Here is a 25726-nt window from a genome sequence, read left to right as displayed (position 1 = left end):
CAAACGGCAACAAAAAGGGCGTACGACTCCGAAAGCACGGTGGCTCGGAGAGTCGTACGCCGATGGGGGCGCCGTCGGTCAGTCGGCCTGCTTGGTCGCCTCCGCGCGCGCGAGAGCGGCGTCGACGGCCGCGTCCTCCTTGGCCTTGTTGGCCCCGCCCTGGGTCTTCACGATCACCCGGATCAGGAAGACGAAGAACACGGCCATGACGACCGGGGGCACGAGCGCGGCGACATAGTCCATGCGTCCAGAGTAGCCACGGACAGTTGGACAACTCGGGCGGGGTCCGCCGGAAACGGCGCCACGCGCACCCCGCCCCGATGCTCAGCCCGCGGCCAGCTGCTGCGGTGGGTTCGCCGGAGGCGGGGTCGGTTTGCGGCGGGGGAAGACCTCGCCCGGGGTGGGGATGGGGCGGGAGGGCTTCGGGGCCGCGGGGGCGGGTTTCTCGGCCGGCTTCACCGGGGGCTTGGCCGGCTGCTTCCCGGGCTCGCGTCGCGGCTCCTTGGCGTCCTGCTCCGCCGGCCCGCCCCGGACGACCCCGGTGGGAGCGCCGGAAAGACCTCCGGAAAGACCCCCAGGCAGCGCCAGGAGGCGCGTACGGGAGGCCGGGACCACGGGGGCCGCCTGGGCGCGCCGGGCGGCCATGGCGCCCGCGAGGCGGGCTCGTACGTCCCGTTCGGCCAGCACCTGGCAGCGGCTCAGCAGCGCCGCGGCGACCGGGTTGCCGCGCAGCGCCCGGAGCGCGGCGAGATCGTCGGGCCCGGGGCGGTAGCCGGCGCCCAGCGCCTCCTCCAGGAGCGTGAGATAGCCGGCCGCGGTGCCGGGCAGCGCGGCGCGGTACCGGCCGAGGTCGGCCACCAGGAAGGCGCGCAGCCGGGCACCCTCGCGCACCGCCTCGTCGAGGGACTCGGCGAGGCGGTGGCAGTCCTTGATGTCCTCGGCCGAGGCGGGGGCGGGGTGAAGGGCGAGGGCGAGCGCGCGGCGGAGCACACGCAGCTCCTCCGCGCCGAACGCCATGCCGCCGCGGGATCCGTATGGCGTGGGCATGCGGCGACAGTACGCGCTAATCAGACAAATTCGTCATAGCGGGCGGGTGTGGCGCGACCGGGCCACCCCAATGCCGGTCCGTGCGTCCTGGTCGGGGCGAGAGGCACCCTGGGAGGCGCCGCCCCGCCGCTCACATCCGCGAGACGTTGCGCTCGTACACCAGCCGCAGCCCGACCAGCGTCAGCCACGGCTCGTGCTCGTCGATCACCGAGGACTCGCCCAGCACCATCGGCGCCAGCCCGCCCGTCGCGATCACCGTCACCTCTTCGGGGTCGTCCGCGAGCTCCCGGGCCATCCGGCTCACGACCCCGTCGACCTGCCCGGCGAACCCGTACACGATCCCGGACTGCATCGCCTCGACGGTGTTCTTCCCGATCACGCTCCGCGGCCGGGCCACCTCGATCTTCCGCAGCTGCGCGCCGCGGACCCCGAGCGCCTCGACGGAGATCTCGATGCCGGGCGCGATGACCCCGCCGACGTACTCCCCGCGCGCGGACACCGCGTCGAAGGTGGTGGCCGTACCGAAGTCCACGACGATGGCCGGTCCACCGAACAGCTCGACGGCGGCCACCGCGTTGATGATCCGGTCGGCGCCGACCTCCTTGGGGTTGTCGGTGAGCACCGGCACCCCCGTCTTCACCCCGGGCTCGACCAGTACGGCCGGCACGTCGCCGTAGTAGCGGCGCGTCACCTCGCGCAGCTCGTGCAGCACCGACGGCACGGTCGCGCAGATCGCGATCCCGTCGATGCCGTCGCCCAGTTCGTCCCCGAGGAGCGGGTGCATGCCCATGAGGCCCTGGAGCAGGACGGCCAGCTCGTCGGCGGTCCGGCGCGCGTCCGTGGAGATCCGCCAGTGCTCGACGATGTCCTCGCCGTCGAACAGGCCGAGGACGGTGTGCGTGTTGCCCACGTCGATGGTGAGGAGCATGACGGCTACTCCGCCTCGCGCAGGTCGAGGCCGATGTCGAGGATCGGCGAGGAGTGGGTGAGCGCGCCGACGGCGAGGTAGTCGACGCCGGTGTCGGCGTACGCGCGCGCGTTGTCCAGCGTCAGCCGCCCGGAGGCCTCCAGCGCGGCCCGCCCGTGCACGAGCGCGACCGCCTCCTCGCACTCCCCGGGCGTGAAGTTGTCCAGCAGGATCAGGTCGGCGCCCGCGTCCACGACCTCCCGCAGCTGGTGCAGGGTGTCGACCTCGACCTCGATCGGCACGTCCGGGAAGGTCTCCCGTACGGCCTTGAAGGCCTGCGCGACGCCACCGGCGGCGACCACGTGGTTGTCCTTGACCAGGGCCGCGTCTGAGAGCGACATGCGGTGGTTGACGCCGCCGCCGCAGCGCACCGCGAACTTCTCCAGGGACCTGAGCCCCGGAGTCGTCTTGCGGGTGTCCCGCACGCGTGCCTTGGTGCCGTCCAGCGCGTCCGCCCACGCGCGCGTGGCGGTCGCGATGCCGGAGAGCCGGCACAGCAGGTTCAGGGCGCTGCGCTCGGCGGTGAGCAGGTCACGGGTGCGCGTGGTGACCGACAGCAGTTTCTGCCCGGCCTCGACCCGGTCGCCGTCCTCGACGTGCCGCTCGACCTCGAACTCGTCCTCGCAGACCACCGAGACGACCGCCTCGGCGACCCTGAGGCCGGCCACGACGCCCGCCTCACGCGCCACGAAGTCGGCGGTGGCGACGGCGTCCTCGGGGATGGTCGCGACGGTCGTCACGTCCACGCCGTGGTCGAGGTCCTCCTGGATGGCCACATTGGCGATGTCCTCGACCTCGACGGGGTCGAGCCCGGCGTCGGCCAGGAGCTGCGCGAGCGCGGGGTCGAGCCCGCACTCCAGGTACTCGTCGTCGCCGACGCCGTCGGCGCCGCAGGCACAGCCGTCGCCGCAGCCGCCGGAGGAGGCGAGGGGAAGGTCGTCGGTGCTCACTGGTGTCACTGCTCCTGAGGGTGCTGCCGGGTCGGGGGGAAGTCTGCGGTATCGGTGGTGTGTACGGCGAGGGTCCGGTCCGGATTCAGCCGTACGACGATGTGGCGGCGCCATGCCGAGTCGTCGCGGTCGGGCTCGTCCTCGCGCCAGTGGCAGCCCCGGGTCTCCTTGCGCCGCAGGGCGGCGGCGACCAGGACGCGGGCCACGCACAGGAGGTTGGTGGCCTCCCAGGTGTCGACGCCGGGCTCGGCCGTCTTGCCGTTCTCGGCGAGGGCGTCCCGGGCGTCCGCGTGCAGCTGGTGCAGGGCGTCCGCCGCGCCGGCCAGGGACTCCGCCGAGCGCAGCACGCCCGCGCCCCGGGTCATGGTCCGCTGGATCGCGAACCGGGCCTCGGGCGCGAGCAGCGGGTGCGCGGGCCGCTCGGGCTGCTCGACGGGGTCGGGCACCCGCGCGTGGAGGCCGTTCGCCTTCTGGACCGCCGCGATGTCCGCCACGATCCGCTCGGCGTAGACCAGGCCCTCCAGGAGCGAGTTGGAGGCGAGCCGGTTGGCGCCGTGCACGCCGGTGCAGGCGACCTCGCCGCACGCGTACAGGCCCGGCACGGTGGTGCGGCCCCGGGAGTCGGTGCGCACGCCGCCGGAGGCGTAGTGGGCGGCCGGCGCGATCGGGATGGGCTCGGTGACCGGGTCGATGCCGTGGGCGCGGCAGGCGGCCAGGATCGTCGGGAAGCGGTGCTCCCACATGTCGGCGCCGAAGTGCCGGGCGTCGAGGAACATGTGCTCGGCGTCCAGCTCCTGCATCCGGCGGGTGATGCCCTTGGCGACAATGTCCCGGGGCGCGAGCTCGGCCAGTTCGTGCTGCCCGACCATGAAGCGCACCCCGTCGGCGTCGACCAGGTGGGCGCCCTCGCCGCGCACGGCCTCGGAGACGAGCGGCTGCTGGCCCTCCGCGTCCGCGCCGAGGAACAGCACGGTGGGGTGGAACTGCACGAACTCCAGATCGCTGACCTCGGCGCCCGCGCGCAGGGCGAGCGCGACGCCGTCGCCGGTCGACACGGACGGGTTGGTGGTCGCGGAGAAGACCTGGCCCATGCCGCCGGTCGCGAGGACCACCGCGGGGGCGTGCACGGCGCCCACGCCGTCGTGCTGGCCCTCGCCCATGACGTGCAGGGTGACGCCGGCCGTACGGCCCTCGGCGTCGGTCAGCAGGTCGAGCACGAGCGCGTTCTCGATCGTGCGCAGGCCTCGCGCGCGTACCGCCTCGACGAGCGCGCGGGAGATCTCCGCGCCGGTCGCGTCACCGCCCGCGTGGGCGATCCGGCGCCGGTGGTGGCCGCCCTCGCGGGTGAGCTCCAGGTCACCGGCCTCGGACTCGTCGAAGTGCGCGCCGGTCGCGATCAGCCGTCGTACGGCGTCGGGTCCCTCGGTGACGAGGATCCGGACGGCCTCCTCGTCGCACAGGCCCGCGCCCGCGACCAGGGTGTCGTCCAGGTGCTGTTCGGGGGTGTCGCCCTCGCCGAGGGCCGCGGCGATGCCGCCCTGCGCCCAGCGGGTGGAGCCGTCGTCGAGGCGGGCCTTGGTGACCACCACGGTCCTCAGGCCCTCCGCCTCGCAGCGCAGGGCCGCGGTGAGGCCGGCGACGCCGGAGCCGACGACCACGACGTCCGCTTCGATGGACCAGCCCGGGGAGGGCGCGTGCAGTCGTATGCCTGTGCTGGTCACGAGGCGGCTCCGATGGTATTCCCGAAGGTCAGGGGGATGTTGTCGATCAGCCGGGTCGTCCCCACCCGGGCTGCGACGGCGAGGACGGCCTCGCCGGTGAAGTCGTCGTCGATCTCGCTGAAGTCGGACGGGTCGACGAGTGCGAGGTAGTCCAGGGCGAGCGGCGGGTCCTGGCGGGCGGCGTCGTCCAGGATCAGCCGGGCGGCCGCGCGGACCGCCGATGGGGCTCCCGGCAGGGCCTTCGCGACCGCGTGCGCGTCGGCGGCCGCGCGGGATTCGCCGAGGGCGCTCAGGGCCTCGGCACGCGCGTGGGTGGCGGGTACCTCGAGGGCCCGCGCGCGCAGTGCCTCCTGCGCCGCGTGCCGGTCCCGGCCGGCGAACAGCGCCCGGGACAGCGCGAGCGCCGTGCGCCGCTGCTGCGGGGTGAGGTAGCGGTTGCGGCTGGACATGGCCAGGCCGTCGTCCTCGCGGACGGTGGGCACGCCGACGATGTCGACGCCGAAGTTCAGGTCGCGCACCATGCGGCGGATCAGAGCGAGCTGCTGGGCGTCCTTCTGGCCGTAGAGGGCGATGTCGGGGCGGGTGAGGTGGAGCAGCTTGGCGACGACGGTGAGCATGCCGTCGAAGTGGCCGGGGCGCGAGGCGCCCTCCAGGCGCTCCCCCATGGGGCCCGCGCTGATGCGCACCTGGGGCTCGCCGCCCGGGTAGACCTCGTCGACCGAGGGCGCGAAGACGGCGTCCGCGCCGGCGTCCTCGGCGATCTTGAGGTCGGCGTCCAGGGTGCGCGGGTAGCGGTCGAGGTCCTCTCCCGCACCGAACTGGAGGGGGTTCACGAAGACGGTGACGACGACCTCGCCGTCCGGTCCGGCGATCTCGCGCGCGGTGCGGATCAGGGTGGCGTGGCCCTCGTGCAGGGCGCCCATGGTCATCACGACGGCCCGGCGGCCCGCACGCGTGCGCGCGTGCAGTTCGTCGGCGGTGCGCAGCGGGGTGATGCTCATCGGGCGTCTCCCTCGGAGCCGTGGGTCCCGTCGGTCTGGCCGGCGAGTACCCCGAGCAGGTCCTCGGCGAGCTCCGGCTTCAGCAGCCCGTAGGCGAGCGCGCGGTCGGCGGTCGCGCGGGCCATCGCCAGATAGCCGGCGACGGCCTGCGGGGCGTGCTTGCGCAGCTCGGTGACGTGCGCGGCCACGGTGCCGGCGTCGCCGCGCGCGACGGGGCCGGTGAGGGCCGCGTCACCGGAGCGCAGGGCGTTGTCGAGAGCGGCGCCGAGCAGCGGGCCGAGCATCCGGTCCGGGGCCTCGACGCCGGCCGAGCGCAGCAGTTCCATGGCCTGGGCGACCAGGGTGACCAGGTGGTTGGCGCCGAGGGCGAGGGCCGCGTGGTAGAGCGGGCGTTTCGCCTCCTCGATCCACTCGGGCTCGCCGCCCATCTCGATGACGAGGGCCTCGGCGGCCAGCCGCAGCTCCTCGGGCGCGGTGACGCCGAAGGAGCAGCCGGCGAGGCGCTGGACGTCCACGGGGGTGCCGGTGAAGGTCATCGCCGGGTGCAGGGCCAGCGGCAGCGCGCCCACGCGCAGGGCGGGGTCCAGGACTTTCGCGCCGTAGCGCCCCGAGGTGTGCACGAGCAGCTGGCCCGGCCGCACGGCCCCGGTCTCGGCCAGGCCCTCCACGAGTCCGGGCAGGGTGTCGTCGGGGACGGTCAGCAGCACCAGGTCGGCACGCTGGAGGACGTCCGCGGGGGCGACGAGCGGAACGTCCGGGAGCATCAGCTCGGCGCGCCGCCGGGAGGCGTCGGAGACCCCGGAGACGGCCACCGGGCGGTGTCCGGCGAGCTGGAGGGACGCGGCGAGCGCGGGACCCACACGGCCGGCGCCGACGACGCCTACGGTGAGCCGCGCGGGGCGGTCCTTGCTGTCTGGCTGTTGGGCTGTACTCACTCGACGGCGGCCTTCCCGTTCCAGTCCGCATCTGGGTACCGGACGATTTCTCGTCATGTTAACGCTATCGGTCCCGGGGGCGTTCGGTTGTCCACAGGCTGTGGGTGGCCGCGGGCGGCGGAGCGGGGGAAATCCGGTGCCCGCCGCCGGAGCCGCGGGAGATGATCCGGGCATGGGTGACACAGCGCGGCAGAGCGCGGGGCAGGCAGCGGAGGACCTCTCGCAGGAGCGGGAACTCACGGAGGAGGAACGGCTGTTGCGCCGCCGGGCACGGCGCATCGACGCGTACCGGAAGGCCGGGCGCACACTGGCGCGCCTCGAACTGCTCGCCCCGCTGCGCGAGCGCCTCGCACGGCTCGACGGGGCCGAAGCGCTCCACGACCTGGACGAACCGTCCGACCTCTACGGCAACGGCATCGTCGAGGCCCTGGAGGAGAGGGTCGCGGCTCTCCTCGGCAAGGAGGCCGCCGCGTTCTTCCCGACCGGCACGATGGCCCAGCAGGTGGCACTGCGCTGCTGGGCGGGCCGCTCCGGCAACCCCACCGTCGCCCTGCACGCCCTGGCCCATCCCGAGGTACACGAGCGGAACGCCTTCCGGGAGGTCTCCGGTCTGCGCCCGGTCCATGTGACGAGCGAACCCCGGCAGCCCAGCGCCGACGAAATCCGCGGCTTCGAGGAGCCCTTCGGGGCGCTGATGCTGGAACTGCCCCTGAGGGACGCCGGTTTCGTGCTGCCCACCTGGGAGGAGCTCACCGAGGTCGTGGCGGCCGCGCGCGAGCGGGACGCGGTGGTGCACTTCGACGGCGCCCGCCTGTGGGAGACCACCGTCCACTTCGGCCGCCCCCTGGACGAGATCGCGGACCTCGCGGACAGCGTCTACGTGTCGTTCTACAAGTCCCTCCAGGCCTACGGCGGGGCCGCGCTCGCCGGCCCGAGGACCCTGATCGAGGAGGCGAAGACCTGGCGGCACCGGTACGGCGGCGCGGTCTTCCAGCAGTTCCCGACCGTCCTGTCGGCCCTCGCGGGGCTGGAGCGGGAACTGCCCCGGCTGCCCGAGTACGTGACCCACGCGCGCGTGGTGGCCGCCGCACTGCGCGAGGGGTTCACGGAGGCCGGGTTGCCGTGGGCCCGGGTGCATCCCGAGGTGCCGCACACCTTCGACTTCCAGGTCTGGCTGCCGTACGGCGTCGACGAGGTCTCCGAGGCGGCGATCCGGCAGTCGGAGGAGACGGGGACGGCCCTGTTCATCAACCCCTGGGACGAGAAGGGGCCGGGCCTGTCCATGACCGAGGTCTACGTCCGCGCCGCGGCCCTGGAGTGGACCGCGGCGGACGTACGGACGGCGGCCGCGGACTTCGCCGCGCGGCTGCCGGGCGCCGGCGCCCGGAGCACGACCGCCTGAGCCCGCCCCGCCTCAGCCCTGCCCGCCGCCCGCCCGGACCAGCCCCGTCTCGTAGGCGAGGACCACCACCTGCACCCGGTCCCTGAGGCTCAGCTTGGTCAGGATGCGGCCGACGTGCGTCTTCACCGTGGCCTCGGACAGCACCAGCCGGGCGGCGATCTCGCCGTTGGACAGCCCCTGCGCGACCAGCACCATGACCTCGCGCTCGCGGTCGGTGAGCCGCTCCAGCTCCTGGTGCTGCGGCTGCTTGCCGGTGGTGGGCAGCATCGGCGCGAACCGGTCGAGCAGACGCCGGGTCGTCGACGGGGCGACCACGGCGTCACCGCTGTGCACCGAGCGGATCGCGGTGAGCAGTTCGCCGGGCGGCACGTCCTTGAGCATGAACCCGGAGGCGCCCGCCTTCAGCCCGGAGAAGGCGTACTCGTCGAGGTCGAAGGTGGTCAGGATCAGCACCTTCGGCGGATCGGGCTCCGAGCAGATGCGGCGGGTCGTCTCCACGCCGTCGAGCTTCGGCATGCGGACGTCCATCAGGACGACGTCGACGGCGGTCGAGCGCAGCACCTGGAGGGCCTCCACCCCGTCCCCCGCCTCCGCGACGACCTCCATGTCCGGCTGGGCGGCGAGCACCATCCGGAACCCGGTGCGCAGCAGCACCTGGTCGTCGACGAGCATCACGCGGATCGTCATCGGTCCTCTTCCGTTCTTCGGGTCTAACGGCGTGTCACGGGGGTCTTACGGGGTGCTCGCCACAGGGGGCGTGACAGGTGTCAACAGGGGGCGTGCGTCGGCGTCAATGCGCCGGTTTGAGCGGCAGCAGCGCACTGATGCGGAATCCTCCGCCGGGGCGGGGGCCCGCGTCCAGGGTGCCCCCGACCATGCCGACCCGCTCGCGCATGCCGATCAGGCCGTGGCCCGCTCCGTCGGCGCCGCCCTCCTCGTACAGCTCGTGCGGGGCGCCCTTGCCGTCGTCCTCGACGAGCAGGCCGAGGCCGTCGTCGAAGTAGACCAGGCGCACGCTCGCGCCCGCGTTCGGGCCGCCGTGCTTGCGCGTGTTGGTGAGCGCCTCCTGCACGATCCGGTACGCGGTGAGCTCGACGCCGCTGGGCAGCGGGCGCGGAGTGCCCTCGACCTTGAAGTCGACGGGGAGCCCGGAGCCTCGGCACTGCTCGACCAGGTCCTCGATCTGCTCGACGTCGGGCTGCGGGACGTACTCGCCGCCCTCCTGGTGCTCGCCGGTGCGCAGCACGCCCAGCAGCCGGCGCATCTCGGCGAGCGCCTGGCGGCCGGTGGAGGAGATGGTCTCCAGGGCCTTCTTGGCCTGGTCGGGCGCGGCGTCGAGGACATAGGCGGCGCCGTCGGCCTGGACGACCATGACGGACACGTTGTGCGCGACGACGTCGTGCAGTTCGCGGGCGATCCGGGCGCGCTCGGCGGCGACGGCGACCTTGGCCTGCGCCTCGCGCTCCTTCTCCAGGCGGGCGTTGCGCTCCTCCAGCTGCGCGAAGTACGCGCGGCGGGTGCGGATCGAGTCGCCGAGCACCCAGGCCAGGGCGAACGGCACGGTCTGGAAGATCATGAGGGCGACATTGCCGAGGGTGCTGGTGTTGTCGTTCGGCCAGCGCAGCTGCGCGACGGGGGCCGCGCACAGGCCCGCCGTCAGAGCCAGCCGGGAGGCCCAGCGGGAGGCGGTGGCGGCCACCGTGTAGACGATCACCAGGAAGGCGAAGTCGGCGGCCGTGGTCTCCACGTCCAGCACGAGCTGCGCCACCCCGAGCCCGATGGCCAGCAGCAGCATCTTCTCCGGCATCCGCCGGCGCAGCGCGATCACCAGGCACAGCAGCAGGACGACCGGGATGATCACGAACGGGGACCCGGTCCCCTGGGACTCCCCACGGGCGGTTTCGCTCGCGAGCGAGATCCCGAACAGGAAGACGGCCCAGAAGACGTCGACCCCTGTCGGGTGCCTGCGGAGGAAGTCATAGAGGCGCTGCACGTAACCCAGCGTAGGGAAGCGTGAAGTGTGCAGGGGTCAACCGGAGGACCGATCCGTACCGCCCGCGCGTACTCCCCAAGGTGGAGGCTGCGTTCACCTGGGCGCCTAGCCTGACGGCGTGAGCGATGACACGAGGGACGGGCCGGCGGGCGAGTGGACCGGCTGGCGGTCCGCCGCCGAGGCCGCCCTGTACGGCCCGGACGGCTTCTACCGCAGGCCGGAGGGGCCGGCCGGGCACTTCCGTACGTCCGTGCACGCCTCCCCGTTGTTCGCCGACGCGGTGGCGCGGCTGTTGTGCCGCGTGGACGAGGCCCTGGGCCGGCCCGCCCGGCTCGACTTCGTCGACATGGCCGCGGGCCGGGGCGAGCTGGCCACCGGTGTCCTCGCCGCCCTGCCCGCCGAGGTGAGCGCCCGCACACGCGTGTACGCCGTCGAGGTCGCCGACCGCCCCGCGGACCTCCCTCACCGGATCGAGTGGGTGCCCGAGCCCCCGAGCGGCGTCGCCGGGCTGCTGTTCGCCAACGAATGGCTGGACAACGTGCCCGTGGAGATCGCCGAGACGGACTCCTCGGGCGTGCCGCGCCGGGTTCTCGTACGACGGGACGGTCGCGAGCGCCTCGGGGAACCGGTCGCCGGGGCGGAGGCCGACTGGCTGGACCGGTGGTGGCCGCTGCCGCCGGAGGAGGGGCTGCGGGCCGAGATCGGACTGCCCCGGGACCAGGCGTGGGCGTCGGCGGTCGCGACCGTCGAGCGGGGCCTCGCGGTCGCCGTGGACTACGCGCACACAGTCCGTACGCGGCCCCCTTTCGGGACGCTCACCGGCTTCCGCGAGGGCCGCGGGACTCCGCCGGTGCCGGACGGGTCGTGCGACCTGACCGCCCATGTGGCGCTGGACGCGTGCGCGCTGCCCGGCGGGCGCGTTCTGCGCCAGCGGGACGCGCTGCGCGCCCTCGGCATCGCGGGCGCACGCCCCCCGCTCGCCCTCGCCTCCACCCACCCCGCCGAGTACGTGCGCGCCCTCGCGCGCGCCGGGGAGGCCGCCGAGCTCACCGCGGCGGGCGGGCTCGGCGACTTCGGCTGGCTGCTCCAGCCGGTGGGGATCCCGGACTCGTCCGCCGGCCGCGGCGCCCTACTTGTCGATGTCCCCGACCACGAAGAACAGTGACCCGAGGATCGCCACCATGTCGGCCACCAGCGTCCCCGGCAGCAGCTCGACCAGCGCCTGGATGTTGTTGTAGGAGGCCGAGCGCAGCTTCAGCCGGTACGGGGTCTTCTCGCCCTTGCTGACGAGGTAGTAGCCGTTGATGCCGAGCGGGTTCTCGGTCCACGCGTACGTGTGCCCCTCGGGCGCCTTCAGGACCTTCGGGAGCCGCTGGTTGATCGGCCCGGGCGGCAGGTCCGCGAGCCGGTCCAGGCAGGCGTCGGCGAGGTCGAGGGCGTTGTGGGTCTGCTCCAGGAGGACCTCGAAGCGGGCCAGGCAGTCGCCCTCCTTCCGGGTCACCACCTTCAGCGTGTCCTGGAGTTCGCCGTAGGCGAGGTAGGGCTCGTCGCGCCGCAGGTCGAAGTCGACGCCCGAGGCACGCGCGATGGGCCCGCTGACGCCGTAGGCGTGCACGGTCTCCGGCGCGAGGACACCGACGTCCCGGGTGCGGCCCCGGAAGATCTCGTTGCCCAGCACCAGGTCGTCGAAGCGGTCCATGCGCGAGCGCACGGCGGAGACGGCGGCACGCGCGCGCGTGGCCCAGCCGGCCGGCAGGTCCTCCTTGAGGCCGCCGACCCGGTTGAACATGTAGTGCATGCGGCCGCCGGAGACCTCCTCCATGACGTTCTGGAGGACCTCCCGCTCCCGGAACGCGTAGAAGACCGGGGTGATGCCGCCCAGCTCCAGCGGGTACGAGCCCAGGAACATCAGGTGGTTCAGCACCCGGTTGAGCTCGGCGAGCAGCGTCCGCGTCCACACCGCGCGCGTGGGCACCTCCATGCCGAGCATGCGCTCCACGCCGAGGACGACGCCCAGCTCGTTGGAGAAGGCCGACAGCCAGTCGTGGCGGTTGGCGAGCATGATGATCTGGCGGTAGTCGCGCGCCTCGAACAGCTTCTCCGCGCCCCGGTGCATGTAGCCGATCACCGGCTCCGCGCTCACGATGCGCTCGCCGTCCAGGACCAGCCTCAGGCGCAGCACGCCGTGGGTGGACGGGTGCTGCGGTCCGATGTTGAGCACCATGTCGGTGCTCTCCGCGGCGCCGCCGATGCCGACCGTGGTCTCCGTCGTAGGAGTCATGGACACAGTCTGTCCTACGTACGCTGGCCCCATGGAGACGGGGAGCGGGCAGGACACAGAGGTCGCGGGGGCGGAGCCGGTGTGGACCGGGCTGCCGCCGGGGCTGCTGCGGATGCGGCGGCTGTTGCTGGTGGTGTGGCTGGGACTGCTCGCCGTGGCCCTCGGGCTGCTGCTGGGGCTGCTGTGCGGTCCGGCGTGGGCGGCCTTCGCGCTGCTGCCGCTCGCCCTCATGGGCTGGGGCTGGGTGCTGATCGGCCGCAACTGGCGCTCCTGGCGCTACGCCGAGCGCGCGGACGACCTGCTGATCAGCCGGGGCGTGCTGTGGCGCGAGGAGACCGTGGTGCCGTACGGCCGCATGCAGCTGGTGGAGGTCACCTCCGGGCCCGTGGAGCGGCACTTCGGGCTGGCCAGCGTGCAGCTGCACACGGCGGCCGCGGCGACCGACGCGACCATCCCGGGCCTGGACCCGGCCGAGGCGGAACGGCTGCGGGACCGGCTCACCGAACTCGGCGAGGCCCGATCGGCGGGCCTGTGACGGCGCCGGGCGTCGACGACGCCGTACACGAGAAGGAGGCCGTCAGCGAGCGGCGGCTGCATCCCATAACGCCGCTCAGGCGGGCGTGGGCGCCGGTGGCCGTGGTCATCGGGTGGGCGGTGCACGACCCCGACCAGGCGCAGCGCCAGCTGACCCGGCTGACGACCACCACACTGCTGATCGCGCTCGCCGTCGTGGTGCCGGCCGCCGCTCTGTACGGCTTTCTCACCTGGTGGTTCACCCACTTCGCGGTCACCGACAGCGAACTGCGCATCCGGACCGGCCTGTTGTTCCGGCGCACCGCGCACATCCGGCTCGAGCGCATCCAGGCGATCGACGTCACCCAGCCGCTCCTCGCGCGCGTGGCGGGGGTCGCGAAGCTCCGGCTCGATGTCGTCGGGACCGACAAGAAGGACGAGTTGGCCTTCCTCGGGGAGCGCGAGGCGCGGGCGCTGCGCGCGGAACTGCTGGCGCGCGCCGCCGGGTTCGCTCCCGAGACCGCGCACGAGGTCGGTGAGGCACCGGCGCGCGAGCTGATGCGCACGCCCCCGCGCGACCTCGCGCTGTCCCTGGTGCTGACCGGCGCCACCTGGGTGAGCCTGCTCGCCGCCCTCGTCGTACCGCCCCTTCTGTGGTGGGCGACCGAGAGCGTGTGGACGGTGCTGGCGACCGCCGTGCCGCTGCTCGGCGCGGCGGGCGCGAGCAGTGTGGGGCGGTTCGTCAGCGAGTACGACTGGACGGTCGGCGAGTCCCAGGACGGGCTGCGGATCGACCACGGCCTCCTGGACCGCAGCCATGAGACGGTGCCGCCGGGGCGGGTGCAGACCGTGCGGATCGTGGAGCCGCTGCTGTGGCGGCGGCGCGGCTGGGTGCGGGTCGAGCTGGACGTGGCCGGGTCGTCCAACTCGGTGCTGGTGCCGGTCGCTCCGCGCGAGGTCGCCGAGGCGGTCGTCGCGCGTGTGCTGCCCGGAGTCGTCGTACCGCCCCTGTCGGCGCTCGCGCGGCCCCCGCGGCGGGCCGGGCGGTGTGTGCCCGTGTGGTGGCGCGGCCACGGACTCGCCGTCACCGACGCGGTGTTCGCCTCCCGGCAGGGGTTGCTGCGGCGGAGCCTGGCGCTCGTCCCGCACGCGAAGGTCCAGAGCGTACGACTCGCTCAGGGGCCCTGGAAGCGGCTGTGGCGGCTCGCCGACGTGCACGTGGACACGGGAGCGAACAAGACCGTCACGGCCCGTCTGAGGGACGCTCAGGAGGCCGCGGAGCTGCTCCGGGCGCAGGCCGAGAGGTCACGGACGGGACGGAGAGGGGCACGGCCCGACCGGTGGATGGTCTGACCGTGCCCCTCGCGAGCGTCTGTGACGTCCGTCGTTGGTCCGCCGTACGTCCGTCAGGAGACCGCGCTGCGCAGTCCCTGGAGGTTGATCTGTTCCGTCTCGTCGTGGGCGGTCAGGTCGATGACCTGGCCGACGCCCCGGGACTCCTCGTCGGCCGGCTTGAACTCCGCCTCCGACTCGGCCTTGTGCAGGGCGAGCGCCTCCTGGCCGACGACGTCGGCGAGGTCCTCGTTCTGCACGGCCTCCAGCGCGTCGCGCGAGGCCCCCGACTTCGTGCCGAAGAAGTCGAACCCGCCCTCGACCCGCGGGCGCCGCTCGGGCGCGGTGGGCACGACCGCCACGGCGGTCGGCGCGATGAAGTGCCCGGCGGGCTGCTGCGGCTGGGCGGCTCTGGCCGTGGCGGTGGCCGCCGCGGCCGTGGTGGTGGCGGCCGCGCGCTCATGCCCGTCGACCGCCTCGGGCTTCCCCCGCGCCTCGTCCTCCTGCGCGGCCTCCGCGTCGGTTCCGGCGGCGTCCGCCGCGCGCGCACCGGCGTTCACGGGCTCCGACCCGGCCGGGGAGCTCTTGGGCTCGGCCGTCGGGCCGCTCTTCGCGTCAGTCCTGGTGTCACCCTTGGGGTCGGCACCGACATCGCTCCGGGACCCGGCCTTGGTCTTCGCGCCGGCCTTCACCTCGGGCTCGGTCTTCGCCTCCGCGCCGGTCTCCGACGCGACTCCCGTCTCGGTCTCCGCCTCGGCATCGGCCTGCGTCCCGGAGTCCCCGTCGCCGTCCCTGGCTCCGTCCCCGTCGGCGCCCGCGTCGAGCCGCTTCAGCGCCGCGTCGGCCCGCAGCCACAGCCGGGAACCCTCGGGCGAGAAGACCGCGGGCCGCTCCGAACGCTCCTGCTCGGGCTCGGAGTTCTCCGCCTCGACACCGGCCCCGCCATCGGGCTCGGCCTCGGTCCCGGCCCCGTCCTCGACCGCGACAGCCACCGCCACGGCCTCGACGTCCGCCCGCTCCGCCGACGGCAGCGCACGCGCCGGCGCGGCCTCTATCTCCAGCAGCCGGCGGCCCTCCAGGGCGCTCGCCCGCTCGGTCTCCGCCGTGGCGTACCGCCGCAGCAGAGCCGCGTGTTCGTTGCGCAGCCCGGCCAGTTCCGCGCGCTTGGCCCGCAGCCGCTGCTCCAGCTTGGCGCGCAGCTCCCGCGACTCCTCGAGGTCGGTCTCGAGTTCGGCGACCCGCTCCTCGTGCCGCCACTCGTCGCTCGCACGCGCGCGCGTGAGGTCGGCGACCTGTTTGCCCGCCTGCGCGTCCCAACGGCGCATGACGGCCGCGCCCACGACCGCGACCGCCGCGGCGAACGCGGCTATCACGCGGAGCACGGCCTGCTGCGAGAACACCCAGGGGCCGAAGGCGCAGACGAGGGAGACGCCTGCGATCGCCGACGGAGGCAGCAGCCTGTGCAGAGGCGGGGAATGGCGGTGACGTCCACGTGGCATGGCCAGAAACTTACCGCGCGTAGGCGAAGCATGGTGCCCCGCCCCGTAAAAACACAGCCATACCGCGACCTTCACCCGACATCAGGAATCCGAACCGCCGCCGAATTCGCTTCATCGATCACCGAGCAGCCCGCTGACCCACTCCAAGGTCGCCGGGATCTCCCGCCGCCAGGTGTTGAAGTTGTGCCCGCCGCTTTCGAGGATGATCGACGAGATCCGTGTCGTTTCCTTCGCCTTCACCCGCTCTATGAACTTCAACGTGTCCTTGTAGTTCGCCTCGCCCTCCTTGCTGCTGCTGACGAGCAGTGAGGTGTCGGGCCCGGGCAGGTGCTTGAGGCACCACCACAGGTTCGCGCGGTTCCGCAGCGCCTTGTCGCCCTGGAACAGGTCGCCCGTCGTGGGGTCGACGGGCGCCTTGTAGTACGGGGACAGGCCCGCCCCCGCCGCGTAGACCCCGGGGTGGTGCATGGCGAGCTTCAGCGCGCAGTAGCCGCCCGTGGAGTCGCCGATGATCCCCCAGCTCCGCGGCCCCTCGGTCACCCGGTAGTGCTGCGTCACCGCCTGGGGCAGGTCCTCGGCGAAGAACGACTCGGTCTGCGGACCGCCCGGGACGTCCACGCACTCGGTGTCGCGCGGAGGCGCCACCGTCGGCCGCAGCATCACCAGGATCATCGGCCGCATACGCCCGTCCTTGACGAGTTGAAGAGCCGTGCGCGGATAGTGGAGTTTGTCCACCAGCGCTCTCGCGGTACCCGGATAACCGGTGAGGACCACGGCCGCCGGGAACGTACGCGCGCGATAGCGCTCCTGGAAATACTCCGGCGGCAGATAGATGTACGCGGGCGAGGCGATGTGCGTCGTACGGCCCACGATGTCGACCTTCTGGACCTGCCCCACCGAGGACGGCCGAAAGCCGCTCCTGCCGGGCACGCCGCCTATCTCGGTCACCCGCAGCGGACCGCTCGACCGGTTGCCCGGGGTGTGGTCGACCACCACACCCTGGTCGGTCTCCTGGCCGAACAGGTCGGCCCAGGAGGCGTAGAACCCGAAGGTCTGGTTGGCGAAGAGTCCCACCGACACGAAGAGCGAGAGCTGCACCGCGAACAGCAGCCCCACACGGCCGCTGACGGACCGCCAGCCCCTCCGGGCCAGCCGTGGCCACAGCCACACCGTGCAGGCGAACAGCGCCACGGTGGCCAAGGCCGCCGGCACCAGTGTGTTGTTGCTCGTGAGACCCATTGCTTGCTTTCGCTTTCCTCGGCCTTTGAAACGGCTTTGAGGAGCTGAGTGAACCTCTCCTCACGAGACACCGTCCTAGAGGGCGCAATGTCGCCGGATGCCCGAATCGGGCTCCGGATCCAAAGTCACTCGCAGAACCACGGGATGCGATGTCTGTCAGGACAGATGAGGAAATGTCGGGCGGGGTTCCGATCCGATCAACACGGCTGCGGCGTGCACTGCACGGACCGCGCCCCGAGGCCGTCCCCGTCCTCGTCGCCAGAGCCTGCGCACTCGTAGGCCTTCTGGACATCGCCGCCGGCGTCTTCCCGCGCTTCCGGCACAGCCGTATGCACACCCTGGCCGAGGTGCTGCCCGGCGCGCTCGGCCCGTTCGCGGCCGCGCTCTCGCTCAGCACCGGTGTGCTGTTGCTGCTGCTCGCGCACGGCCTCAGGCGTCACAAGCGCCGGGCCTGGCGTGCGGCCGTGGCCCTGCTGCCGGCGGGCGCGCTGGCGCAGTTCACCTACCGCCACTCGCTCGTCGGGGTGGCCATCTCGCTCGCCCTGCTCGCACCGCTGCTGCGCCACCGCGACCAGTTCAGGGCGCTGCCGGACCCGCGCAGCAGGTGGCGCGCGCTCGCCAACTTCGTCCTCATGGGCGCCGGTTCCCTCGTCCTCGGGCTGATCATCGTCAGCGTCCACCCGAACCGCATGGTCGGCGACCCGAGCCTGGCCGACCGCATCACGCACGTCCTGTACGGCCTGTTCGGCTTCGAGGGCCCGGTCGACTACCAGGGCGACACCTCGTGGACCGTCGGCGTCTCCCTGGGCGCCCTGGGCCTGCTCACGGCCATCACGACGATCTACCTCGCCTTCCGCCCCGAACACCCCGCCGCCCGCCTCACCGAGGAGGACGAGTCCCGCCTGCGGGCCCTGCTGGCCAAGCACGGCGGACGTGACTCCCTCGGGCACTTCGCGCTGCGCCGCGACAAGGCCGTCGTCTTCTCCCCCAGCGGCAAGGCGGCCGTCACCTACCGCGTCGTCTCCGGCGTGATGCTCGCCAGCGGCGACCCGATCGGGGACGTCGAGGCCTGGCCGGGCGCCATCGAGCGCTTCATGGACGAGGCCAAGGCGCACTCCTGGACGCCCGCCGTCATGGGCTGCTCGGAGACCGGCGGCGAGGTCTGGACCCGCGAGACCGGCCTCGACGCCCTCGAACTGGGCGACGAGGCGGTGGTGGACGTCGCGGATTTCTCGCTCGCCGGCCGCGCGATGCGCAATGTGCGCCAGATGGTCAAGCGCATCGAGCGGGCCGGTTACGAGACCCGGGTGCGGCGCGTCCGTGACCTCGGGGAGACCGAGCTGGAGCGGATCCGGCAGGCCGCCGACGACTGGCGCGGCACCGACACCGAGCGCGGCTTCTCGATGGCGCTGGGCCGCATCGGCGACCTCTCCGACGGCGACTGCCTCATCGCCACCGCCCACAAGGCCGACGACCAGCCCGGCCCCTACGGCGACCTCAAGGCGATCCTGCACTTCGTGCCCTGGGGCACCGACGGCGCCTCCCTGGACCTGATGCGACGGGACCGCTCGGCCGACCCCGGCATGAACGAACTGCTCATCGTCGCGGCCCTCCAGGCGGCCCCGAAGTTCGGCATCACGCGCGTGTCGCTGAACTTCGCCATGTTCCGCTCGGCCCTCGCCCGCGGCGAGAAGATCGGCGCCGGGCCGGTGCTGCGCGCCTGGCGGGGACTGCTCGTCTTCCTGTCCCGCTGGTTCCAGATCGAGTCCCTGTACAAGTTCAACGCGAAGTTCCAGCCCCGCTGGGAGCCCCGCTTCGTCGTCTACCGGGCCTCCGGCGACCTCCCGCGCATCGGCTTCGCCGCCATGCAGGCGGAGGGCTTCGTCAACCTGGCCCTGCCCCTGCCGCGCTTCCTGCGCCGCCGCTCGCACACCGCACGCGTGTGTGCCCACGCGGTCGGGGAGCGGGACGTAAGAGCGGCGTGACCGGCCGCTCCGGGACTGGCCCGGACGGAAGCCCCACCCCTCCTCCAGCCCGGGGGCTTCCGTCCGGGCCGCGCGGTCCCGCGGCCGCACGCTGGGCCTAGGCTGAACGCATGAGCAAGCAGAGCGGACGCGGGCGCGTCGCCGGCCTTCCGGAATGGGACCGCTGCGCGGTCATGGGGGTCGTGAACGTCACCCCCGACTCCTTCTCCGACGGCGGCCGCTGGTTCGACACGACGGCCGCCGTCAAGCACGGCCTCACCCTCGTCGAGGAGGGCGCCGACCTCGTGGACGTCGGCGGCGAGTCCACCCGGCCCGGCGCCACCCGCGTCGACGAGGCCGAGGAACTCCGGCGCGTCGTCCCCGTCGTCCGCGGCCTCGCCGCCGAAGGCGTCACCGTCTCGGTGGACACCATGCGCGCCCGGGTCGCCGAAGAGGCGCTCGCCGCGGGCGCGGTCCTCGTCAACGACGTCAGCGGTGGTCTCGCCGACCCCGCGATGATCCCGGTGGTCGCCGACGCGGGCGCCCCCTTCGTCGTCATGCACTGGCGCGGCTTCCTGGAGGGCGGCAACGTCAAGGGCGTCTACGCCGACGTCGTCGCCGAGGTCGTCGACGAACTCCACGCGCGCGTGGACGCCGTCCTCACGGGCGGCATCTCCCCGGACCGCGTGGTCGTCGACCCGGGCCTCGGGTTCTCCAAGGACGCCGAGCACGACCTGGTCCTCCTCTCCCACCTCGACCGCCTCCTCGGCCTCGGCCACCCCCTCCTCGTGGCCGCCTCCCGCAAACGGTTCCTCGGCCGTGTCCTCGCCGGACCGCAGGGCGCCCCGCCGCCCGCACGCGAGCGCGACGCCGCCACGGCCGCCGTCTCCGCCCTCGCCGCGCACGCCGGCGCGTGGGCCGTACGCGTGCACGAGGTCCGCGCGACGGCGGACGCGGTGCGGGTCGCCCGCGCCGTGGAAGGAGCGCGCACCGCGGGAGCGCGTACCGAGGGCGCGAGCAGCGCGGACAACAGCGCGGAAGGAGCCCGGTGAGCGCCCCCCACACCGAGGTGGAACAGGTGGAGGCCGCCAACACGGCCTTCTACGAGGCACTGGAGCGCGGCGACTTCGAAGGGGTCTCCTCGCTCTGGCTCACCCCCGCCGACCTGGGCGTCGACGAGGAGTACCACGACCCGGCCGATGTCGGCGTGGTCTCCTGCGTGCACCCCGGCTGGCCCGTGCTGACCGGCCGCGGCGAGGTCCTCAGGTCGTACGCGCTGATCATGGCGAACACGGACTACATCCAGTTCTTCCTCACCGACGTGCATGTCTCCGTCACCGGCGACACCGCCCTGGTGACCTGCACCGAGAACATCCTCAGCGGCGGCCCCGCACCCGAGGGCGGCGAGGAACTCGGTCCGCTCGTCGGCCAGCTGGTCGTCGCCACCAACGTGTTCCGCCGCACCCCCGACGGCTGGAAGCTCTGGTCCCACCACGCCTCCCCCGTCCTGGCCGAGAACGACGAGGACGAGGACGACGACACCCCGTCCTGAACCCACCGACCCGCCTTCTCCCACCCGTGGGGACCAAGAAGTGGTTGGAATCACGAACCCCTGGGTAGGGGCGGCTACCAACCCGTGAGCCGCCGGGTTCCCCAGGGGAAACACCCGCTGCAGCCCCCTGACCCCGGTACCGGCCCGCGCCCGCGTGGCCCGGCCCTGTCAGTGCTCGCAGGTAGATTCGTCCGAGGCCGGTGTGCCGCCCGCACACGGCACGGACCGGCCGTACCGACGATTGCAGGAGTGATTCGCGTGGATCGTGTCGCGCTGCGCGGCCTGAAGGCCCGCGGGCACCACGGTGTGTTCCCCAAGGAGCGCGAGGAGGGCCAGACCTTCCTCGTGGACCTCGTCCTGGGACTGGACACCCGGCCGGCCGCCGCCGACGACGACCTGACGAAGACCGTGCACTACGGCATCGTGGCGGAGGAGGTCGTGGCCGTCGTCGAGGGTGAGCCCGTCAACCTCATCGAGACGCTCGCCGAGCGCATCGCCCAGGCCTGTCTGAAGCACCAGCGGGTAGAGGAGGTCGAGGTCAGGGTCCACAAACCCGACGCACCGATCACCGTGCCCTTCGACGACGTGACCGTCACCATCACCCGGAGCCGAGTATGACCGCGTCCTTCGCCGCGGGTCCGAGCGACCCGACCGTACAGCCGGTGCCCGCCTCGGTCGTGCAGCAGGTGGACGCCGCCGACACCACCCTCCACAACCCCAAGCGCGCCGTGATCTCCCTCGGCTCCAACCTCGGCAACCGCCTGGAGACCCTCCAGGGCGCCATCGACGCCCTGGAGGACACCCCCGGCGTCCGCGTGAAGTCGGTCTCCCCGGTCTACGAGACCGAGCCGTGGGGCGTGGCCGCCGACAGCCAGCCGTCGTACTTCAACGCGGTCGTCGTCCTCAAGACCACGCTGCCCCCGTCCTCCCTGCTGGAGCGGGCGCACGCGGTCGAGGAGGCCTTCAACCGGGTGCGGGACGAGCGCTGGGGCCCGCGCACCCTCGACGTCGACATCGTCGCCTACGCCGAGGTGGTCTCCGACGACCCGGTCCTCACCCTGCCCCACCCCCGCGCCCACGAGCGCGCCTTCGTCCTCGCCCCCTGGCACGACGTGGAGCCCGAGGCCCAGCTGCCCGGCCGCGGCCCGGTCGCGGCCCTCCTCGACTCCGTCACCCGGGACGGCGTGGAAGCCCGCAAGGACCTGGAACTCCGGCTGCCCGAATAGCCGTTAAGGTCAAGACGGCCACACTTCGTGGGACGACGGGGGAGCTGAAGGAACACCGTGAGAGAGCTGCGCATCAGGCTGCTGGCCGGCGTCTTCGCCGTCGCCGGAGTCCTGTCCTGGGCGGGCGCCCGCCTGTGGAACTCGGTCGGGACCCTGCCCAGCGTCCCGCTGGCCGCGCCCATCGTCCTCGCCCTGATCGCCGTGGTCCTCGTGGCCACGGCCCTGTCCATCCGCGCCCGCCTGAAGGCCCAGCGCGAGCGCGCCCCCGAGGCGAAGGGCGTCGACCCTCTGATGGCGGCCCGCGCAGTCGTCTTCGGCCAGGCCAGCGCCCTGGTCGCCGCCCTCGTCTCCGGCATGTACGGCGGCACCGGCGTCTTCCTCCTGGAGTCCCTCGACATCCCCGCCCGCCGCGACCAGGCCATCTACGCCGGCTTCTCGGTCCTCGCGGGCATCGCGGTGATAGCGGCGGCCATCTTCCTGGAGCGCGTCTGCAAGCTCCCCGAGGACGACGACCGCAACACGGGGGCCCCGTCGGCGGCGTGAAATCCGCCGCCAGGAAGGGACAGGCCGGTCAGCGCGCCATGATGAGGCTCATCGCCTCGTTGCGGGTCGCCGCGTCCCGCAGCTGACCGCGGACGGCCGAGGTGAGCGTCTTGGCCCCGGGCTTGCGGATCCCCCGCATCGACATGCACATGTGCTCGCACTCCACGACCACGATCACCCCGCGCGGCTCCAGGATCTCCATCAGGGAGTCCGCTATCTGCGTGGTGAGCCGTTCCTGCACCTGCGGGCGACGGGCGTAGACGTCCACGAGCCGGGCCAGCTTCGACAGTCCCGTGATCTTGCCGCTGGTGGACGGGATGTACCCGACGTGGGCGACCCCCCGGAACGGCACGAGATGGTGCTCGCAGGTCGAGTACACCTCGATGTCCTTCACGAGCACCATCTCGTCGTGCCCCAGGTCGAACGTCGTGGTCAGCACGTCCTCGGGCGTCTGCCACAGGCCCGCGAAGATCTCCTTGTACGCCCGCGCCACCCGAGCCGGTGTCTCCCGCAGGCCCTCGCGGTCCGGGTCCTCGCCGACCGCGATCAGGAGTTCGCGGACGGCGTTCTCGGCGCGCTTCTCGTCGAACTCGCCGATGGGGCCCTCGCCGTCCAGCGTCACGGGGTCGGTCATCTGGTGCCTCGTTCCTAGAAGTCCCTCACGGCCGAAAAACGCCGCGCCCCCCAGGCTAAAACCTGGGGGGCGCGGCATCCATTCCGGGCCCGGTGAGCTCACCGGGGCGGTACGGGTGAGCGGGTCAGCTCTCCGGACGGTCCTCGGGGACCGCCTCGGTGGCCGGCTCCGACGCGGTGGCCTTGGCGGTGCTGATCGCCGGGGTCGCGCCGTTGGCGCCGTTCGTCAGTGCGAGCTCCTTGGGGGAGAGCACCGGCGGACGGGTGGAGGGGGTGCGCCGGGAGGAACCGGTCCAGGCCGGTCGCGCCGGGCGCTTGACGATGGCGGAGAAGATCTCGGCGATCTCCTCCTTGCCCAGCGTCTCCTTCTCCAGGAGCTGGAGCACCAGGTTGTCGAGGACGTCGCGGTTCTCGACCAGGATCTCCCAGGCCTCGTTGTGCGCGTTCTCGATGAGCTTCTTGACCTCTTCGTCGACCAGCGCGGCGACCTCTTCCGAGTAGTCGCGCTGGTGAGCCATCTCACGTCCGAGGAACGGCTCGGTGTTGTCGCCGCCGAACTTGATGGCGCCGAGACGCTCGGTCATGCCGTACTGCGTGACCATCGCGCGGGCCGTGGCGGTGGCCTTCTCGATGTCGTTCGCGGCACCGGTGGTCGGGTCGTGGAAGACCAGTTCCTCGGCAGCGCGGCCGCCCAGCATGTAGGCGAGCTGGTCGAGCATCTCGTTGCGCGTGGTCGAGTACTTGTCCTCGTCCGGCAGGACCATCGTGTAGCCCAGAGCACGGCCTCTGGAGAGGATCGTGATCTTGTGGACCGGGTCGGAGTTCGGGGAAGCCGCCGCGACCAGGGCGTGTCCGCCCTCGTGGTACGCGGTGATCTTCTTCTCCTTGTCCGACATGATCCGGGTCCGCTTCTGCGGGCCCGCCACGACGCGGTCGATGGCCTCGTCGAGCATGTGGTTGTCGATCAGCTTGCGGTCCGAGCGGGCGGTCAGCAGCGCCGCCTCGTTCAGGACGTTGGACAGATCGGCACCCGTGAAGCCCGGCGTACGGCGGGCGACGGCCGCGAGGTCGACGTCCGGGGCGACCGGCTTGCCCTTCTGGTGGACCTTGAGGATCTCCAGACGGCCCTGCATGTCCGGGCGGTCGACCGCGATCTGGCGGTCGAAGCGGCCGGGGCGCAGAAGGGCCGGGTCGAGGATGTCGGGCCGGTTCGTCGCGGCGATGAGGATCACGCCGCCCTTGACGTCGAAGCCGTCCATCTCGACGAGCAGCTGGTTCAGGGTCTGCTCACGCTCGTCGTGACCGCCGCCGAGGCCGGCGCCGCGGTGGCGGCCGACCGCGTCGATCTCGTCGACGAAGACGATCGCCGGGGCGTTCGCCTTGGCCTGCTCGAACAGGTCACGGACTCGGGAGGCACCGACACCGACGAACATCTCGACGAAGTCGGAACCGGAGATCGAGTAGAAGGGGACACCGGCCTCGCCCGCGACGGCGCGCGCGAGCAGGGTCTTGCCGGTGCCGGGGGGGCCGTACAGCAGTACGCCCTTGGGGATCTTGGCCCCGACCGCCTGGAACTTCGCCGGTTCCTGGAGGAACTCCTTGATCTCCTGGAGCTCCTCGACGGCCTCGTCCGAGCCGGCGACGTCCGAGAACGTCGTCTTCGGGGTGTCCTTGGTGATGAGCTTCGCCTTGGACTTCCCGAAGTTCATGACCCGGGAGCCGCCGCCCTGCATCTGGTTCATCAGGAACAGGAAGACGACCACGATGAGGACGAAGGGGAGCAAGGAGAGCAGGATCCCGACGAAGGCGTTCTGCTTCGTCGGCGAGACGGTGTAACCGTCGGGGATCTGCTTGTCCTGGAACTTGTTCTGCAGCACATTGGCGAGGTCACGGCCCTGGTCGCCGATGTAGCTCGCCTGGATCTTCGAGCTGCCCTCGACCTTTTCGCCGTCCTTGAGCTCGACCTTGACGGTCTGCTCGTCGCCGGTGGTCAGTTTGGCCTGCTGGACCTTGTTGTCATTGATCGCCTGGACGACCTGGCCGGTGTCCACCGTCTTGTAGCCGCCGGACGAGCCGACGACCTGCATCAACACGACCACGGCAAGGACGGCCAGCACGATCCACATGACCGGCCCACGGAAGTATCGCTTCACGTCCATCCATACGGAGCGGTGCCGCCCCGTCCCTCCTGCCATAGTGAGTTTGATAAGACAGTTCTTCTGACGGTACCCCAGCATTGTGGGCCGAAGCCGCACAGGAGGGCTTCACGAACCGTCTGCATGCTCCAACGGCGCGAAACCCGCTGGGGTTCCCGATCGTCTTAGAGAGCTGGGGCCATCTGGCTCAGCCGCCGTAGACGTGGGGCGCGAGCGTACCGACGAACGGGAGGTTGCGGTACTTCTCGGCGTAGTCGAGACCGTAGCCGACGACGAACTCGTTGGGGATGTCGAAGCCGACCCATTCGACGTCGATGGCGACCTTGGCGGCGTCCGGCTTGCGCAGCAGGGTGCACACCTTGAGCGTCTCCGGCTCGCGGGAGCCGAGGTTGGACAGCAGCCAGGACAGCGTCAGGCCGGAGTCGATGATGTCCTCGACGATCAGGACGTGCCGTCCCTTGATGTCGGTGTCGAGGTCCTTGAGGATCCGCACCACGCCGGAGGACTGGGTGCCCGCGCCGTAGGAGGACACGGCCATCCAGTCCATGGTGACGGGGGTGGACAGCGCCCGGGCGAGGTCCGCCATGACCATCACCGCGCCCTTGAGGACGCCGACGATCAGCAGGTCCTTGCCCGCGTACTCCGCGTCGATCTTCGCGGCGAGCTCCACGAGCTTCGCGTCGATCTCTTCCTTGGTGATGAGTACCTCTTTGAGGTCGGCACCCATGTCTTTCGCGTCCACCCGCATCACTTTCGGTCGTCCCAGCGGCCG

At 72.3% G+C, this 25726-nt stretch carries 25 protein-coding genes; 10 read left to right on the top strand and 15 right to left on the bottom strand.

What is annotated here, in order from left to right; genetic code table 11:
- Positions 1 to 78 precede the first annotated feature (78 nt).
- The 7 genes from AC2XR2_RS25375 to AC2XR2_RS25345 form a co-directional block, all read right to left on the bottom strand.
- A complete protein-coding gene (locus tag AC2XR2_RS25375; protein WP_330265228.1) occupies positions 79 to 243 on the bottom strand; it encodes a hypothetical protein in 165 nt (54 codons plus the stop codon).
- An 81-nt stretch (positions 244 to 324) separates the two neighbouring features.
- Positions 325 to 1017 carry a hypothetical protein gene (locus AC2XR2_RS25370; RefSeq protein ID WP_491518497.1) on the bottom strand — a complete coding sequence of 231 codons (693 nt, stop codon included), beginning with the start codon at positions 1015 to 1017 and terminating at the stop codon, positions 325 to 327.
- Between the two features lie 160 nt (positions 1018 to 1177).
- The gene (locus AC2XR2_RS25365; RefSeq protein ID WP_330265229.1) at positions 1178 to 1975 is read right to left on the bottom strand and encodes a type III pantothenate kinase; all 798 of its coding nucleotides are present in this window, start codon (positions 1973 to 1975) and stop codon (positions 1178 to 1180) included.
- A 5-nt stretch (positions 1976 to 1980) separates the two neighbouring features.
- A complete protein-coding gene (gene nadC, locus AC2XR2_RS25360; RefSeq protein WP_381298007.1) occupies positions 1981 to 2964 on the bottom strand; it encodes a carboxylating nicotinate-nucleotide diphosphorylase in 984 nt (327 codons plus the stop codon).
- Positions 2965 to 2969: 5 nt separating this feature from the next.
- Positions 2970 to 4685: an L-aspartate oxidase gene (locus AC2XR2_RS25355; protein WP_449352489.1), complete on the bottom strand. Its 1716-nt coding sequence runs from the start codon at positions 4683 to 4685 to the stop codon at positions 2970 to 2972.
- Positions 4682 to 5686 carry a pantoate--beta-alanine ligase gene (panC, locus tag AC2XR2_RS25350; RefSeq protein ID WP_491516388.1) on the bottom strand — a complete coding sequence of 335 codons (1005 nt, stop codon included), beginning with the start codon at positions 5684 to 5686 and terminating at the stop codon, positions 4682 to 4684. The genes AC2XR2_RS25355 and panC overlap by 4 nt, the downstream gene beginning before the upstream one ends.
- A complete protein-coding gene (locus tag AC2XR2_RS25345) occupies positions 5683 to 6621 on the bottom strand; it encodes a Rossmann-like and DUF2520 domain-containing protein (RefSeq protein ID WP_491516387.1) in 939 nt (312 codons plus the stop codon). Before AC2XR2_RS25345 ends, panC begins: the two co-directional genes overlap by 4 nt.
- 172 nt (positions 6622 to 6793) lie before the next feature.
- Here AC2XR2_RS25345 and AC2XR2_RS25340 point away from each other — a divergent pair, with 172 nt between their 5' ends.
- Positions 6794 to 8023 carry a threonine aldolase family protein gene (locus AC2XR2_RS25340; protein WP_381298000.1) on the top strand — a complete coding sequence of 410 codons (1230 nt, stop codon included), beginning with the start codon at positions 6794 to 6796 and terminating at the stop codon, positions 8021 to 8023.
- Positions 8024 to 8035: 12 nt separating this feature from the next.
- Here the strand turns inward: AC2XR2_RS25340 and AC2XR2_RS25335 are convergent, their stop codons facing one another.
- Positions 8036 to 8710: a response regulator transcription factor gene (locus tag AC2XR2_RS25335; RefSeq protein WP_123762283.1), complete on the bottom strand. Its 675-nt coding sequence runs from the start codon at positions 8708 to 8710 to the stop codon at positions 8036 to 8038.
- A gap of 103 nt (positions 8711 to 8813) precedes the next feature.
- Positions 8814 to 10016, bottom strand: a complete 1203-nt coding sequence (locus AC2XR2_RS25330) for a sensor histidine kinase (RefSeq protein WP_381297997.1) — start codon at positions 10014 to 10016, stop codon at positions 8814 to 8816.
- A gap of 118 nt (positions 10017 to 10134) precedes the next feature.
- Here AC2XR2_RS25330 and AC2XR2_RS25325 point away from each other — a divergent pair, with 118 nt between their 5' ends.
- Positions 10135 to 11181, top strand: coding sequence for an SAM-dependent methyltransferase (locus AC2XR2_RS25325; protein WP_491516386.1), 1047 nt, complete (start codon positions 10135 to 10137; stop codon positions 11179 to 11181).
- Here AC2XR2_RS25325 and AC2XR2_RS25320 read toward each other — a convergent pair.
- On the bottom strand, positions 11146 to 12297 hold the full coding sequence (locus tag AC2XR2_RS25320) for an NADH-quinone oxidoreductase subunit D (protein WP_381297993.1): 1152 nt from the start codon (positions 12295 to 12297) through the stop codon (positions 11146 to 11148). The two genes, AC2XR2_RS25325 and AC2XR2_RS25320, sit on opposite strands and share 36 nt — an antisense overlap.
- A gap of 31 nt (positions 12298 to 12328) precedes the next feature.
- Between AC2XR2_RS25320 and AC2XR2_RS25315 the strand changes: the two genes are divergently transcribed.
- Positions 12329 to 12832: a PH domain-containing protein gene (locus AC2XR2_RS25315; protein ID WP_330265237.1), complete on the top strand. Its 504-nt coding sequence runs from the start codon at positions 12329 to 12331 to the stop codon at positions 12830 to 12832.
- Complete coding sequence (locus AC2XR2_RS25310; RefSeq protein ID WP_381297991.1) at positions 12829 to 14163, top strand: PH domain-containing protein; 1335 nt, start codon at positions 12829 to 12831, stop codon at positions 14161 to 14163. Before AC2XR2_RS25315 ends, AC2XR2_RS25310 begins: the two co-directional genes overlap by 4 nt.
- A 53-nt stretch (positions 14164 to 14216) precedes the next feature.
- Here the strand turns inward: AC2XR2_RS25310 and AC2XR2_RS25305 are convergent, their stop codons facing one another.
- Both AC2XR2_RS25305 and AC2XR2_RS25300 read right to left on the bottom strand, forming a co-directional pair.
- Positions 14217 to 15641 carry a hypothetical protein gene (locus AC2XR2_RS25305; RefSeq protein WP_491516385.1) on the bottom strand — a complete coding sequence of 475 codons (1425 nt, stop codon included), beginning with the start codon at positions 15639 to 15641 and terminating at the stop codon, positions 14217 to 14219.
- 111 nt (positions 15642 to 15752) lie between these two features.
- On the bottom strand, positions 15753 to 16880 hold the full coding sequence (locus AC2XR2_RS25300) for an alpha/beta hydrolase (RefSeq protein WP_491516384.1): 1128 nt from the start codon (positions 16878 to 16880) through the stop codon (positions 15753 to 15755).
- A gap of 173 nt (positions 16881 to 17053) precedes the next feature.
- Between AC2XR2_RS25300 and AC2XR2_RS25295 the strand changes: the two genes are divergently transcribed.
- From AC2XR2_RS25295 to AC2XR2_RS25270, 6 genes are all read left to right on the top strand, one after another.
- Positions 17054 to 18865 (top strand): phosphatidylglycerol lysyltransferase domain-containing protein, encoded by a 1812-nt coding sequence (locus tag AC2XR2_RS25295; protein ID WP_491516383.1) that lies wholly within the window; start codon positions 17054 to 17056, stop codon positions 18863 to 18865.
- A 110-nt stretch (positions 18866 to 18975) separates the two neighbouring features.
- A complete protein-coding gene (gene folP / locus AC2XR2_RS25290; RefSeq protein WP_491516382.1) occupies positions 18976 to 19896 on the top strand; it encodes a dihydropteroate synthase in 921 nt (306 codons plus the stop codon).
- Positions 19893 to 20396 (top strand): nuclear transport factor 2 family protein, encoded by a 504-nt coding sequence (locus tag AC2XR2_RS25285; protein ID WP_491516381.1) that lies wholly within the window; start codon positions 19893 to 19895, stop codon positions 20394 to 20396. Before folP ends, AC2XR2_RS25285 begins: the two co-directional genes overlap by 4 nt.
- Before the next feature lie 258 nt (positions 20397 to 20654).
- Positions 20655 to 21014: a dihydroneopterin aldolase gene (gene folB, locus AC2XR2_RS25280; protein ID WP_381297981.1), complete on the top strand. Its 360-nt coding sequence runs from the start codon at positions 20655 to 20657 to the stop codon at positions 21012 to 21014.
- Complete coding sequence (gene folK / locus AC2XR2_RS25275) at positions 21011 to 21622, top strand: 2-amino-4-hydroxy-6-hydroxymethyldihydropteridine diphosphokinase (protein WP_381297979.1); 612 nt, start codon at positions 21011 to 21013, stop codon at positions 21620 to 21622. Before folB ends, folK begins: the two co-directional genes overlap by 4 nt.
- A 57-nt stretch (positions 21623 to 21679) precedes the next feature.
- On the top strand, positions 21680 to 22165 hold the full coding sequence (locus AC2XR2_RS25270) for a DUF3180 domain-containing protein (RefSeq protein ID WP_330265245.1): 486 nt from the start codon (positions 21680 to 21682) through the stop codon (positions 22163 to 22165).
- A 28-nt stretch (positions 22166 to 22193) separates the two neighbouring features.
- On the opposite strand, the gene folE is transcribed toward AC2XR2_RS25270, so the two are convergent.
- The 3 genes from folE to hpt form a co-directional block, all read right to left on the bottom strand.
- Complete coding sequence (gene folE / locus AC2XR2_RS25265; RefSeq protein WP_330265246.1) at positions 22194 to 22799, bottom strand: GTP cyclohydrolase I FolE; 606 nt, start codon at positions 22797 to 22799, stop codon at positions 22194 to 22196.
- A gap of 124 nt (positions 22800 to 22923) precedes the next feature.
- Positions 22924 to 24957, bottom strand: a complete 2034-nt coding sequence (gene ftsH / locus AC2XR2_RS25260; RefSeq protein WP_449352497.1) for an ATP-dependent zinc metalloprotease FtsH — start codon at positions 24955 to 24957, stop codon at positions 22924 to 22926.
- Positions 24958 to 25141: 184 nt separating this feature from the next.
- Positions 25142 to 25702, bottom strand: coding sequence for a hypoxanthine phosphoribosyltransferase (gene hpt / locus AC2XR2_RS25255; protein WP_037717579.1), 561 nt, complete (start codon positions 25700 to 25702; stop codon positions 25142 to 25144).
- Between the last annotated feature and the right edge of the window lie 24 nt (positions 25703 to 25726).

This window comes from Streptomyces sp. LS-MS-L19 (assembly GCF_058382285.1).
The sequence above is the reverse complement of the archived record's forward strand: the minus strand, read 5'-3'. Positions and strand labels throughout refer to the sequence as shown.

Excerpts from the sequence above, each read along its gene's own strand:
- AC2XR2_RS25375 (WP_330265228.1), bottom strand. The coding sequence starts at position 243 with ATGGACTATGTCGCCGCGCTCGTGCCCCCGGTCGTCATGGCCGTGTTC.
- AC2XR2_RS25370 (WP_491518497.1), bottom strand. The coding sequence starts at position 1,017 with ATGGCGTTCGGCGCGGAGGAGCTGCGTGTGCTCCGCCGCGCGCTCGCC.
- AC2XR2_RS25365 (WP_330265229.1), bottom strand. The coding sequence starts at position 1,975 with ATGCTCCTCACCATCGACGTGGGCAACACGCACACCGTCCTCGGCCTG.
- panC (WP_491516388.1), bottom strand. The coding sequence starts at position 5,686 with ATGAGCATCACCCCGCTGCGCACCGCCGACGAACTGCACGCGCGCACG.
- AC2XR2_RS25340 (WP_381298000.1), top strand. The coding sequence starts at position 6,794 with ATGGGTGACACAGCGCGGCAGAGCGCGGGGCAGGCAGCGGAGGACCTC.
- AC2XR2_RS25335 (WP_123762283.1), bottom strand. The coding sequence starts at position 8,710 with ATGACGATCCGCGTGATGCTCGTCGACGACCAGGTGCTGCTGCGCACC.
- AC2XR2_RS25320 (WP_381297993.1), bottom strand. The coding sequence starts at position 12,297 with ATGACTCCTACGACGGAGACCACGGTCGGCATCGGCGGCGCCGCGGAG.
- AC2XR2_RS25315 (WP_330265237.1), top strand. The coding sequence starts at position 12,329 with ATGGAGACGGGGAGCGGGCAGGACACAGAGGTCGCGGGGGCGGAGCCG.
- AC2XR2_RS25305 (WP_491516385.1), bottom strand. The coding sequence starts at position 15,641 with ATGCCACGTGGACGTCACCGCCATTCCCCGCCTCTGCACAGGCTGCTG.
- AC2XR2_RS25300 (WP_491516384.1), bottom strand. The coding sequence starts at position 16,880 with ATGGGTCTCACGAGCAACAACACACTGGTGCCGGCGGCCTTGGCCACC.
- AC2XR2_RS25295 (WP_491516383.1), top strand. The coding sequence starts at position 17,054 with ATGTCGGGCGGGGTTCCGATCCGATCAACACGGCTGCGGCGTGCACTG.
- folP (WP_491516382.1), top strand. The coding sequence starts at position 18,976 with ATGAGCAAGCAGAGCGGACGCGGGCGCGTCGCCGGCCTTCCGGAATGG.
- folK (WP_381297979.1), top strand. The coding sequence starts at position 21,011 with ATGACCGCGTCCTTCGCCGCGGGTCCGAGCGACCCGACCGTACAGCCG.
- folE (WP_330265246.1), bottom strand. The coding sequence starts at position 22,799 with ATGACCGACCCCGTGACGCTGGACGGCGAGGGCCCCATCGGCGAGTTC.
- ftsH (WP_449352497.1), bottom strand. The coding sequence starts at position 24,957 with ATGGACGTGAAGCGATACTTCCGTGGGCCGGTCATGTGGATCGTGCTG.
- hpt (WP_037717579.1), bottom strand. The coding sequence starts at position 25,702 with ATGCGGGTGGACGCGAAAGACATGGGTGCCGACCTCAAAGAGGTACTC.